11 protein-coding genes and 1 pseudogene are annotated in these 11,549 nt (G+C 67.1%); 8 read left to right on the plus strand and 4 right to left on the minus strand.

The features are described 5' to 3' along the window. Window positions 1-126 precede the first annotated feature (126 nt). A complete protein-coding gene (locus ABZX86_RS39815) occupies window positions 127-1,389 on the minus strand; it encodes a transcriptional regulator (RefSeq protein ID WP_355131588.1) in 1,263 nt (420 codons plus the stop codon). 238 nt (window positions 1,390-1,627) lie between these two features. Between ABZX86_RS39815 and ABZX86_RS39820 the strand changes: the two genes are divergently transcribed. Next, the gene (locus ABZX86_RS39820; RefSeq protein ID WP_355131590.1) at window positions 1,628-2,215 is read left to right on the plus strand and encodes a hypothetical protein; all 588 of its coding nucleotides are present in this window, start codon (window positions 1,628-1,630) and stop codon (window positions 2,213-2,215) included. A gap of 8 nt (window positions 2,216-2,223) precedes the next feature. Then, the gene (locus ABZX86_RS39825; protein ID WP_355131592.1) at window positions 2,224-2,904 is read left to right on the plus strand and encodes a hypothetical protein; all 681 of its coding nucleotides are present in this window, start codon (window positions 2,224-2,226) and stop codon (window positions 2,902-2,904) included. On the opposite strand, the gene ABZX86_RS39830 is transcribed toward ABZX86_RS39825, so the two are convergent. After that, window positions 2,862-3,311 carry a nuclear transport factor 2 family protein gene (locus ABZX86_RS39830; protein ID WP_355131594.1) on the minus strand — a complete coding sequence of 150 codons (450 nt, stop codon included), beginning with the start codon at window positions 3,309-3,311 and terminating at the stop codon, window positions 2,862-2,864. The two genes, ABZX86_RS39825 and ABZX86_RS39830, sit on opposite strands and share 43 nt — an antisense overlap. A 235-nt stretch (window positions 3,312-3,546) precedes the next feature. Between ABZX86_RS39830 and ABZX86_RS39835 the strand changes: the two are divergent. From ABZX86_RS39835 to ABZX86_RS39855, 5 genes and pseudogenes are all read left to right on the plus strand, one after another. Then, a pseudogene (locus ABZX86_RS39835) lies at window positions 3,547-3,856 on the plus strand (ATP-binding cassette domain-containing protein); the annotation flags it as partial. A 42-nt stretch (window positions 3,857-3,898) separates the two neighbouring features. Next, window positions 3,899-4,111: a hypothetical protein gene (locus tag ABZX86_RS39840; protein ID WP_355131608.1), complete on the plus strand. Its 213-nt coding sequence runs from the start codon at window positions 3,899-3,901 to the stop codon at window positions 4,109-4,111. Beyond that, a complete protein-coding gene (gene fetB, locus ABZX86_RS39845) occupies window positions 4,108-4,890 on the plus strand; it encodes an iron export ABC transporter permease subunit FetB (RefSeq protein WP_355131596.1) in 783 nt (260 codons plus the stop codon). Before ABZX86_RS39840 ends, fetB begins: the two co-directional genes overlap by 4 nt. A gap of 328 nt (window positions 4,891-5,218) precedes the next feature. Further along, a complete protein-coding gene (locus ABZX86_RS39850; RefSeq protein WP_355131606.1) occupies window positions 5,219-6,043 on the plus strand; it encodes a terpene synthase family protein in 825 nt (274 codons plus the stop codon). A 231-nt stretch (window positions 6,044-6,274) separates the two neighbouring features. Continuing rightward, window positions 6,275-7,357, plus strand: coding sequence for a polyprenyl synthetase family protein (locus ABZX86_RS39855; protein ID WP_355131598.1), 1,083 nt, complete (start codon window positions 6,275-6,277; stop codon window positions 7,355-7,357). 163 nt (window positions 7,358-7,520) lie between these two features. Here ABZX86_RS39855 and ABZX86_RS39860 read toward each other — a convergent pair whose 3' ends face one another. Then, complete coding sequence (locus ABZX86_RS39860) at window positions 7,521-9,149, minus strand: amidohydrolase (protein ID WP_355131600.1); 1,629 nt, start codon at window positions 9,147-9,149, stop codon at window positions 7,521-7,523. 33 nt (window positions 9,150-9,182) lie between these two features. Then, on the minus strand, window positions 9,183-10,709 hold the full coding sequence (locus ABZX86_RS39865; protein WP_355131602.1) for a PucR family transcriptional regulator ligand-binding domain-containing protein: 1,527 nt from the start codon (window positions 10,707-10,709) through the stop codon (window positions 9,183-9,185). A 267-nt stretch (window positions 10,710-10,976) separates the two neighbouring features. Between ABZX86_RS39865 and ABZX86_RS39870 the strand changes: the two genes are divergently transcribed. Further along, on the plus strand, window positions 10,977-11,357 hold the full coding sequence (locus tag ABZX86_RS39870; protein WP_355131604.1) for a nuclear transport factor 2 family protein: 381 nt from the start codon (window positions 10,977-10,979) through the stop codon (window positions 11,355-11,357). Window positions 11,358-11,549: the final 192 nt, after the last annotated feature.

An 11,549-nucleotide genomic window follows, 5' to 3' on the forward strand; every position in this document is an offset into this window, starting at 1 on the left:
TGCGGGGTTGGCGCCGGGTTGGTGAAAAGTAGGCTGTTCAGTGCAACCTTTGCGCAACCGCCCACCACCGGTCGGGGATCGGTTCGTATCGCCGAAAGAGCCCGTCTCCGAAGCCCGTTCGACCAACTACGCGCGTAGTGCGGTGTGCAGCCGGGCCGCGGCCAGCGCGCGGCGGCTGTCGCCGGGGGCGAGCAGGCGCAGGGCGTGCTCGTGGATCTCGATATCGTCCGGGCAGCGCTGGCCCAAGCGCAGCGCGTGCTCGGGATTCCGGTCGGCCAGCACGGCGGTGCGCAGGCAGACGTCGAGATGTTCGCGCCACTGCACGATGCCGGGGATATCGGAATCCGGTAGCAGCGGACCGCGATACACGCGGATGGCGGTGGTGAGATCGCCCGCCTCCAGTGCCGCGAGCAGTTCGGTGGCGTCGCAGGCGAGCGGTTCGGTGAGCATGTAGCGGCGGTCCGCGATCTGACCGTCGGTGGCGCGGCGCAGCCGGGAGATATCGGCCTTGAGGGTGCTGGGGGATACCGACCGGTCGCCGTAGACGGCGGCGTGCAGACGTTCGGGGGTGAAGCCTTCCGGTTCCAGCGCCAGCAGCGCGAGGATCTCCAGCTGACGCGGGCGCATGGCAATCTGATGCCCCTGCTTGTACAACCGCGGCACACCCAGGCATTCCAGCCGGGTACGGGCGACCGGACGGGATTGCGCTGTGTGCAAACGTGATTCGATGGCGGTGACCAGGGCTCGCACTGTTGTCAGGATCATCGGGTGCGAGCGATCCCAGTAGGTCGACAGATCCAGTACACCGAGCTGCCTGCCGTCGGCGGCGCGAATGGGCGCGCAATAGCAGACCCAGCCGTGCAGCGCCTCCACCAGATGCTCTGCGGCCCATACCGAACTGGGCCGCCCGCTGTGCAGTGACAGGGCCACACCGCTGGTGCCCATATACGGCTCGTCCCAGCAACCACCCGGCGCCAGGTTCACCGTTTCGGCCTGCCGCCGCACCGATCGATCGCCACAGCTGAACAGCACCGTGCCCACCTCATCGGTGACAACGGCGATCAGGCCGGCGTCTTCGGCGATCGCGCGGATCTCACCGGCCAGCTCGGTCACCGGTGTGCGCAGCGGGGATTCGGCCCAGCGCGAACCCAATTCGTCCCGATCGGTGGAGGGTGCAACCGCCCTTGCGGGGTCCACCGTGCGGAGCGAACGCTCCCACGATTCGACAACTTCACGACGCAGCACCGCCGACTCGGAACGCAGGATGGGCGTCGCCTCGGAATGCAGGACAGGCGGGGGCGCCGACGGCCTGCCGCCGCCGACAGCCCAGCGCGACCACACCTTCTCCAACTCCGCACGCTGCAGTGATAGGGCGGGCAGGTGTTCCATCGCGCAAACTCCTCGCAGGGCGACCGGAAATGCGATACCCCATGATGGCGTGCGGTGCCGACATGCGTACCCACTTCGGCGCAGTCCATGCGTTAATTCGATTCGACCGCTTCGCAGACTTCGCCATGGCCGCGATCCGCAGATCCACTCGACGGATTCGGCTGGCGGACCGCCTGTTTGAGCTCGTGGCCTCGAGGCATTACGTCAGCACGAAGACTTACTCGACCAGGAGGATCGAATGTCGGGTGCAGTAATGACAGTGGTCATCATCTTGATAGTGGTCGCGGTGGTGGTGTTGCTCGGCGTAGCCCTGTGGCCGCGTATGCGGAGCCGGCGATTACGTGAGCGATTCGGCCCCGAGTACGACCGCACCGTGGACGAGTCGCAGAACCGGCGGGTCGCGGAACGTGAACTGGCCGAACGGGAACGGCGGCATCAGCAGCTGGAACTGCGGACGCTGAGCGAGGACGAGAAGCAGCGCTACAACATGCAGTGGGCGCGCGTGCAGGAGCAGTTCATCGACGATCCGGCGAAATCGCTGCAGAACGCCGACCGCCTGCTCACCTCGGTCATGACCGATCGCGGCTACCCCACCGAGGACTACCACCAGCAGTTGGCGGACCTCTCGGTGCAGCATGCCGGACCGCTCGAGAAGTACCGGAGCGCGCACGATATCGCCGAACGAGCCGGGCGCGGTGAGGCTTCCACCGAGGACATCCGCGCCGCGATCGTGAACTACCGGGAGCTGTTCGTCGACCTGCTCGACGAGAACGGGGCCGATCAGCCCGCCCGCAACAAGGTCGACCAGACCGCACAGAACAAGTGAGGCATGACATGAGCATTGAATCCGATAAGACGAAGAACGAAGCAGCCGTGGAGAATTCGGGCTACTCGCCCGAGGCCCCCGCGTACGACCGGAACGCGACGACCGGCGCGAACACCGTCATCGACCCGGACAGCGTCACCGATGAGCCGAATGCGGACGAGAGCTACAAGACGACCTACAGCGATCGCATCGCCGCCGACGACGGCACCCAGCAGCTCGGTGAGCACCGCGGAGTCGACGACAGCGACCAGCAGTTCGGTCAGCAACGCGGCCTCGACGACAACACCCGGCTGGACGAACCGCGCGGCCTCGACGACAACACCCGGCAGCTGAGTGAACAACCCGGTGCCGGCGACAGCACCCCGCAGCTGAGCGCACAGCCCGGCCTCGACAGCACCGGGCAGGCGAGCGGGCAGAGCGATCTGCGGCAGCTGCGCGAACAGTGGCGGGAAGTGCAGACCATGTTCGTCGACGACCCGCGCGATGCGGTGACTCGGGCCGACGGCCTCATCTCCGGCACCATCCAGGGGTTCACCGATACCTACACGCAGCGCCGCCAGGCCCTCGAAAAGGGCTGGTCCGGCGATGATTCCGCCGATACCGAACAACTGCGGCAGGCGCTGCGCGGTTACCGCGACCTCTTCGATCAGCTGATGACGGCCTCGGCGGGTGGTGCCACGAACATGTAGGACTTCTCCTCGATCCGCTGGCTGATCCGCCACCCGCCATCGACCCGCACGAAGCTGTCGTGGTACCAGAGGCCGCACAGCATCAGACGGCGATGACCGTCCGCACCTTCCACGAGCATCGGGTTGTGGCACATGGTGCGGGCGGTGGCGGCGTCGCCTTCGACCCGGATCGAGGAGTTCGCGACCAGGTGCTGGAACGCGGAGAAATTGGGCATGACGGTGGCCAGGAATTGCTTGGTGGATGTCAGATCACCGGCCGGGCCACCCATTGCCGTGTAATCGATATGCGCGTCGACGGTGAAGATCTCGTCCAGCAGGTCCCACTGGTGGGTGTCCACCGCGTGCGAGTAGCGGACCATCAAATCTTGGATCTCCAGGCGGTCCGAAATCTCCTGTAGGGACAGCATGGTTGCCTCCGGGTAGAGCTCATACAACGGTGGGTCGGTGCGCAAGCGTACGCGTGGACCGATAGCTGATCTTGTAGTTTCCGAAAGATCTGGGGTGCAATCGATCTCATCCGGACTGGTCGGGCATTGTGGTGCCGTGCCCACCATAACCCTGGAGCAGGTCAGCGCAGGTCACGGAGAAACGCCGCAGTTCACGGCGATCGACGCGGTATTCCCCGCCGGTCGCTGCACGGCGGTGGTCGGACCGAGCGGCGCGGGCAAGACCACGCTCCTGCGCCTGCTCAACCGGTTCGGCGAACCCAGCGGCGGGCGAATACTGCTCGATAGCGAACCGATCGCGGCATTGGATGTCCTGGCACTGCGACGCCGGGTCGGGCTGGTACCGCAGCGACCGACGCTGCTCACCGAGACGGTGCGCACGGAGGTTCAGGTCGGCAGGCAACTGGCCGATACGAGCATCGGCGAGCTACTGACCCGCGCCGGGCTGCCGGCGGCCTTCCTCGACCGGCGGTGCGCGGAGCTGTCCGGGGGCGAGGCAGCGGGTCTGCCTGGCCCGTGCGCTGGCGGTGCGGCCCGAGGTGCTGCTGATGGACGAACCGACCTCGGCGCTCGACGGTGTCGCGGCGCGGGCGGTGGGGGACCTCATCCGCGCACACACGGCCGACGGGGGCAGCGTGGTACTCGTCAGCCACGACACCACCTTCGTCGACGAGGTCGCCGATGAGGTCTGGTCACTCGCGCAGGGACAGCTGTCGCGCACTGTGCCTCCGCGCGACACCGGCGCAGGGGAGCAGCGGTGAGCACGACAACCGGACTCTCCGTGCCCGACTGGCCCGGAGTCGCGGCCTCCCTGCTGCTGGTTGCACTCGCCGCGGCGGTCGCCTACCGGCAGCATCTGCACCTGACCCGTGAGCTGGTGATCGCCGCAGCCCGCGCGGGCGTCCAGCTGATCGCGGTCGGTGCGATCCTGGTGATCCTGTTCCGCCACACCGGGCTGCCGGGCGCGCTCGTCTGGGTCGTCCTGATGGTCGTCGTCGCGGGCTATGTCGCAGGACGCCGGGGCGCGGGCCTGCCGCACGCCCGCCGCTCCGCCACCCTCGGCGTGGCCTTCGGATCGACCGTCACGCTCGGTGCGCTGATCCTGCTGGGCGTCATCTCCACGCAGGCGCGGGTGGTGGTGCCGGTGGGCGGCATGATCGTCTCCTCCGCCATGCAGTCCACCGGAATCGCGCTGCGCCGCTTGGCCGAAGACGCCCGCACGGCCCGCGATGCCATCGAAGCCCGTCTGGCTCTTGGCCTCTCGGCTCGCGAATCGTTCCTGCCGCATCGGCGCTCGGCCCTGCGCACCGCGCTGATTCCGGCCATCGACTCCACCAAGGTCGTCGGCTTGATCAGCCTGCCCGGCGCGATGACGGGCCTGATCCTCGCCGGTGTGGACCCGCTCACAGCGATCCGCTATCAGATAGTGGTCATGTATATGCTGCTGGCCGCAACGACTCTCGCCGCACTGGCCGGCGCCCGCGCCGCGGAGCGCACTCTCTTCGATCCTGCACAGCGTTTGATCACACTTCCGGGGTAGTCCCAATCCGACTGGGCGGCAGCTTCTTCCCGCGATATCAATCACCGAGACCAGGCCGGATGTGATTTTCATGCCTCTGACTGGCGCGAATAGCGGTTAGGTCGCAGGATCTGTCTGAAAGGTCGGTATTGTCGTAAGAGCGAGTAAACTGGTTGGGAGATAGGCAGTTTCGATGGAACCAACCGAATTTTTCATGCCGTACGCTGCGGAGGGGCTCAACCCTCGGGAGCTGGAGGCTGAGGCGGGTATGTGGGACTGGCTCGAGAAGTTCGAGCTCGTACCCACCGAATTGACACGGCGCCGTATGGAGCGCACCAGACCGGCCAGAATGTACGCCCTGTGGTGTCCGGCGGCCGAGGTACACGAGCTGACACTGCTGAGTCAGTACACCGCATGGGCTTTCGTGGTGGACGATCAGTTCGATATTGAAATACCTGATCCACAACGCTGTTTGGACGCCATCACGGCGCTCAACGCGGTATTCGACAGTGACAGGCAACCTTCCGGCGTCCTCGCCGTATCCTTTGCCGACCTGTGGCGGCGCCTGTCGGAGGGGCGCTCGCCGGAGTGGCGCGAAAGCGTGCGCGCGGAGATCCGCGATTGGCTGTGGACGTACTACACCGAGAGTGTGGGGCGGCTCTCCGGCAACCTGCCGGATCTGGAGACGTATCGCGCGCATCGCCGAGATGGTGTGGCGCTCTTCATCTTTCTGGATATCAGCGAGCGCGCCGAGGGCGTCGATCTCACGCCGGCGGCCCGCTATCTGCCGGCCATGCGTAGCCTGCGGGAAGCCGCGGTCGAGCATATGGGGTTGTTCAACGATGTGCTCTCGGTCGCCTCGGACGAGGCGTCGGGATATCTCTACAACTCGGTGCTGCTCGCCGAGTACCACTTCGGGCACAGTCGCAGCGAGGCGCTGACGCTGGTCAACAATATGCTCACCGAGTGCATCGAGCGCTGCGAGGCGGCGCTGGAACGGCTTTCGGCCGAGCTGCACGATGCCGGGATCAACGATCGTGACCGCGCCGACACCTTGGCCACCGCAAAGAATTACACGGTGTACGTTCGGGCGAATTTCGATTACCACTACCAGGCGGCCCGTTACACAAGCGCGCCGATCGAAGCGCTCGAACACGGGCTGCCACTCACCTGAGCTGCGGCGCAGCGGCTGATGCCGAACTGAAATCGGCAGGCGGTGCCGCGTTTTCACTCAATGATGGGAGGATTGGCATTCTTCTACGCATGGCCGCCCATCTGCCACCGGGTGGCTGAGGAGGCCGTGTCCGAGTGAGCGGGGCCGATTATGCGCGCATCGAAACCGACCAGAACAACAACCGGACAACACCTCGAAAGCCTCCGCCGATGGGCACTGTCCCGCCCGGCGGTGCCGAACCTGACCGGCCACAGCGAGATTCGCCAACGGCCGGCCGACCAGGGGCAACACCCGAGCGACAGTGCGGTGGAGCGTTCGGCGCGCAGACAGCTCGCCGCCGCCCGCACCGCCATCGAACCGGTGCTGCGGTCCGCGGTCGAGTCGCTGTCGGAGCCGTTGAATCATATGGCGGGCTACCACTTCGGCTGGTGTGACACCGACGGCACGGCGGTGACTGGGGTACAGGGCAAAGCCTTGCGGCCCGCACTCACCTTCGCCGCCGCCGCGGCCTGCGGCGGCAGCACCGAGCAAGCGGTGCACGCGGCGGCGGCGGTCGAACTGCTGCACAATTTCTCGCTCGTGCACGACGACGTCATGGACCAGGATCCGTTCCGGCACGGCCGCCCGACGGTCTGGCGGGTCTGGGGCGAGACCAATGCCACGCTGCTGGGAGATGCACTGCAGGCGCTGGCATTGGGCGTGCTGTCCGACGGGGTGCCCGAACCGGTGACCTCCGAGGCGGTCATCCGGCTGGCTCGTGCCACCGTCACGCTGTGCCGCGGGCAATACGAGGACTGCGCTTTCGCGAGCCGGTCCACGGTCAGTGTCGAGGAGTACCTGAACATGGCGGCGGGTAAGACCGGCGCGCTGCTCGGGTGCGCCTCGGCGCTCGGCGCACTGTGCGCCGGCGCGGACCATCGGGTGGTCTCCGGGATGCACACCTTCGGCAATGAACTCGGTCTGGTGTTCCAGCTCGTCGATGACGCCATCGATATCTGGGGCGATCCGGCGGTGACGGGCAAACCCGCGCACAGCGATCTCATGCAGCGCAAGCAGTCCTTCCCGGTGGTCAGCGCACTGGCCTCCGATACCGTGCACGGCCGGGAGCTGGCTCGGATGTATCAGGCTCGCCAGCCCATGACCACGCAGCGGGCCGCACGCGCCGCGGATCTGGTCGAGAAGGCGGGCGGTCGGCAGCACACCCTGGGACGGGCTGCGGCCGCGCTGGAAGCTGCTTTGCAGGCGCTGCCGCCGGAGGTCGCCGCGGGAGATCTGACGGCGCTGGCGGAGCTGGTCGCGCACAGGGATCGGTAGGTCTGCGCACAAGAGGATTTATATGTAACCGACGGTTACACATACTTTGACTCTTACGGAAGAAGGAGAGAATGCCGCACACGACGGGCAGCGATGTCGTACACCATAACACCGCCGCGCGCGTGCTGCGGCGCCACCCCGCACATTGCTCCGGACCGGCTCGCTAGCCGAAGACCCGCGCACCGCCGACGAACGTCTGCGCCACACCTATACCGGCGATCTCAGCCGGAGCAACCGCGAACGGATCACGCTCCAGCACAACAAGATCCGCGAGTGCGCCCACCCGCAGACTGCCGGTGTCGTCGCGCCGGTTCACATACGCCGATCCGGCCGTGTACGCCGCGAGCGTCGTCATGAGATCGAGCCGCTGATCCGGCAGCAGTGGCGGCAGGCCCGAGCCGGGGATGACGCGATTGACCGCGGTGTGGATGCCGGCCAGCGGATTCGGTTCGCTCACGGGCCAGTCGCTGCCGCAGGCCAACGTGGCTCCGGCGCGTGCCAAATCGCCGAAGAGGTACTGGCGCTCGGGCAGATCGCCGCCCAGGAACGGCAGGGTGAGGTCGTCCAGTTGCGGTTCGTGCCCGGCCCACAGCGGTTGCAGATTCGCGACCGCGCCGAGGCGGTGGAATCGGGGGATGTCATCGGGATGCACCACCTGCAGGTGCGCGAGGTGATGACGGTTTCCGCGCGGGCCGTTGGCGTGCAGCGCGGCTTCGATCGCGTCCAGGGATTCCCGGACCGCGCGGTCACCGAGGGCGTGGAAGTGCACCTGGAAATCATGGGCGTCCAGCTCGGTCACGTACCCGCGCAGTGCCCGCGGGTCGATGAAGCTGAGCCCGGAATTGGCGGTGCAGCAGCCCCGGTGATCCTTGTAGGGCTCGGTCATGGCGGCGGTGAAGTTCTCCGCGATGCCGTCCTGCATGATCTTGACCGTATCCAGCCGGAAACGGTCGGTGCTGAACTGCTTGCGGCGCAACAGCATTCCCGCGATCTGCGCGGCGCCCTCATCGCGTTCCCACCACTGGGCGCCGGTGACGCGGGCGGTGAGCAGGCCGCGTTCGGCGGCGTCGAAGTAGGTGGTCGTGGAGTCGAAGGTGCCGTTGTCGGAGCTGACAATGGCCTCCTGCCAGCCGGTGATGCCCAGCGAATGCAGGAGCGATTGCGCGCGGAGCAGTCCGGCCATCCGGTCCTGGGGTGTGATGGGCGGCAGTATCCGCTCGACCAGGTCCATCGCCCCCTCCTGCAGCACTCCCGAGGGGGCGCCGCTGTTGTCGCGTTCGATGCGACCGTCGACCGGATCGGGTGTGTCGGCGGTGAGGCCTGCCGATTCCAGTGCGCGGGTGTTGGCCCAGGCGCCGTGGTAGTCCCGGTTGGTCAGGTACACGGGCCGGTCGGCGACGACGGCATCGAGTTGCGCGCGAGTCGGCAGGCCGCCGGGGAAGCTCTCCATCGACCAGCCGGTGCCGGTGATCCACTCCCGCTCCGGATGTGCGGCGGCGTAGGCGGCGATCCGGCGGAAGTATTCGCTCGGATCGGTGGTTCCGCTCAGATCGCAGGCGGCCAATTCCATGCCCGCTGCGGCCGCGTGCACATGGGCGTCCTGGAATCCGGGCAGCAGCGCACGGCCGTCCAGATCCACGACTTCGGTACGGGGGCCGATGAATTCGCGCACCTCGGCGTGGCCGGCGGCCGAGATGCGGTCACCGGTGACCGCCAGCGCTGTCGCGCGGCTGCGGGCGGAGTCCATGGTGAGGACGCTGCCGCCGGTGAACACGAGGTCGGCGTGGGTCATGCGCATGCTCCTGACAACGGTGGTCGGTCGGAATCAGTTGCCGCGGGCCAGGATTGCCAGCAGCAGTTCGGCGCGGACTCGGGCACTGTCGAGATCGCAGCCGAGCAGGCCCTGCGCGACGGTGATGCGTTTGCGCAGAGTGTGGCGGTGCACACCGGTCGCCGCTGCGGCCGCCTCCCACTGACCATTGGCCTCCAGATAGGCGCGCAGCGAGATCAGCAGGTCGGTGCCGTGTGCGCTGTCATGTTCGGTCAGCGGGGTGAGGACGGTGTGCGCGAGGGTGTCGAGCACGCGGCGAGTGGTGTCGAAGGACAGCAGCGAACTGCCGGTCAGAGTGCCGAATTCCGAAGGGGCGCTGCCGCGTTCGGCAGCGGAGGCGGCAAGTCCGGCGGCGTCGGCGGCGGTGACCAACTCCCGCAGCGAGTGTTCACCGCTCAGCCCGAACCGCACCGACCGGCGCACGCCAGGGGCGAGATCGGCGGCCAGTTGGCCCGCGAACGCCACCGGTGCGACACCGGGCAGCACCACCAGAACCCGGCGGTCGACGATATGCAGGAACAGGGGATGGCCGGAGCGCACCGCCATACTCTCGGCAATGGAGCGCACGCCGTCGACGGCCTCGGCCGTATCGCAATCGGCGGCGAGCACCCGAATCCGGCCGGCGGCGTCGGCGGCCTGCGCCAGATGTGTCCAGGCCGGGTTCAGGTCGGCATCGGTGTTCAACAGCAGGCCCAGCACCGTGCTGTTGAGCCGGTGCTGGGCCTCCCATAATCGTGCGGGCTTCTCGAAATCGAGGGTCAGCAGCGAATTGGCGTGGCCCAGCAGGATCTGGTCGACAGCGCTCAGCGGTGTGGTGCTCACGACCACCAGATCGCCGTGCACCCGACCGCCGACGCCGATGCGCTGGTGCGTGATCGTATGGCCGGACGAGTCGGTGGCCACGCCGCTCGCGCCCGCCGACCGATCGGCAGCCAGGGCGGTGCGCACCGTATGCAGCAGTTCCTCGGTCGGGGCGGCGGGATGCACATCGGTGACGCGGGCATTCGTGTCCAGCACCAGGACAGTCGCGCGCAGGGAGGTGGCCAGCTCGCGGACGATGGCACGCGCGCCGGAGCGCACCAGAGCCCGCGTCATGCGCGGCTGGGCACGGGAGGCGCGCAGCAGATCGTCGTGCTGGAGTTGGGCGGAGCGCTCGGTAATGCGTTTGACGATCGCTGCGAACGGGGTGGGCAGGGGGACTTCCAGCAGTGGAATGCCGATCTCGTCGGCGGCGGCGATCAGATCCGCGGGCACCTCCGGATGCGTGAGCCCCGTGCCGAAACCGACTGCGGCAACACCACGTTGGTTCAGGCGGCGCAGGTAGGTCGCGCGACCGGCCGCCGAGGTGGGCAAGTGCATACCCGTGGTGAGGACGAGCTCGCTACCGGACAACCAGCGAAACGGATTCTCCAATTCGGTCGTCACCACAAGCGAGATGGTTCGCCCGGTCCCGGCCGCGCCGCCGCGCAGCTCGATCGAGAGATCGGGCTGCGACAGAATCCAGCTGACGGGAACGGCCACGGGGTGAGTCTACGGGCGGTCCCAGTGGACACAGTGTCGAAGACACGCTAGGCAGATCGCCATTTCGGCACACACGTACCGGCGAGTCCTCGGCGGATCAAAAGAGCAGGCAAACACTGTGAGGTTCGGCCACCACCCCCAACCCTGTCCGGTTCTGACCATGACGGGTCCAGTTTCGACCTCGCCGAAGAGCTGCCGAGCGAAGAGCATAGATGGGCGGCGGAGCGACCCCGCGAGCCGACCGATCACAGCGAAGGAAAACCCGTCATGGACACCCGAATCACCGACCCCGCCCAGCTCCCGGCCCTATTCGAAGAGCGCCTCAACGCAGGCGACGTCGATGGCGTCCTAGCCCTCTTCGCCCCCGACGCAACCATGCGCACCACCACCGGAGCAGTCATCACCGGCGAGCAGGCACTCCACCAGGAAATCACCGGCACAGTCGCCGCAGGCGCCCACCTCTCCAACACCCCGCGCCACACCCTCATCACCACAGACACCGCCCTCCTGATAACCGACTGGACCATGCAGCTCAACACCCCCGACGGCACCCGAATCTCTCCCACCGGCACCACCGCAAACATCGCCCGCCAACACCACAACGGCCAATGGCGCTTCACCCTCCTCAACCCCCTCGGCACAGCCTGACGAATCCCCCGAACAGCGAGCCTGCTTCTTACCCTTCGTCTTTCGTGTTTTGTTCTCGAGAACGGGACCACAGCCGGTCGACCGAGCTGGCACCGCAAGATAGTTCTCCCAACCGCGGAAGGTAGGCCGGGTACGGCTCCTGACGTGCCCAGCACGGCCATCTCGGGCTTTGCCCGCACCCTCCTGCTGATC

Origin of the sequence: Nocardia sp. NPDC006630 (genome assembly GCF_040611495.1) — a bacterium.
GTDB lineage: Bacteria > Actinomycetota > Actinomycetes > Mycobacteriales > Mycobacteriaceae > Nocardia.

What these genes read in the sequence shown, in the direction of transcription:
- ABZX86_RS39840 (WP_355131608.1), top strand. Translation starts at nt 3,899, where the DNA reads ATGGACGAACCGACCTCGGCGCTCGACGGTGTCGCGGCGCGGGCGGTG.
- ABZX86_RS39825 (WP_355131592.1), top strand. Translation starts at nt 2,224, where the DNA reads ATGAGCATTGAATCCGATAAGACGAAGAACGAAGCAGCCGTGGAGAAT.
- ABZX86_RS39850 (WP_355131606.1), top strand. Translation starts at nt 5,219, where the DNA reads ATGTACGCCCTGTGGTGTCCGGCGGCCGAGGTACACGAGCTGACACTG.
- ABZX86_RS39820 (WP_355131590.1), top strand. Translation starts at nt 1,628, where the DNA reads ATGTCGGGTGCAGTAATGACAGTGGTCATCATCTTGATAGTGGTCGCG.
- ABZX86_RS39815 (WP_355131588.1), bottom strand. Translation starts at nt 1,389, where the DNA reads ATGGAACACCTGCCCGCCCTATCACTGCAGCGTGCGGAGTTGGAGAAG.
- ABZX86_RS39870 (WP_355131604.1), top strand. Translation starts at nt 10,977, where the DNA reads ATGGACACCCGAATCACCGACCCCGCCCAGCTCCCGGCCCTATTCGAA.
- ABZX86_RS39860 (WP_355131600.1), bottom strand. Translation starts at nt 9,149, where the DNA reads ATGACCCACGCCGACCTCGTGTTCACCGGCGGCAGCGTCCTCACCATG.
- ABZX86_RS39830 (WP_355131594.1), bottom strand. Translation starts at nt 3,311, where the DNA reads ATGCTGTCCCTACAGGAGATTTCGGACCGCCTGGAGATCCAAGATTTG.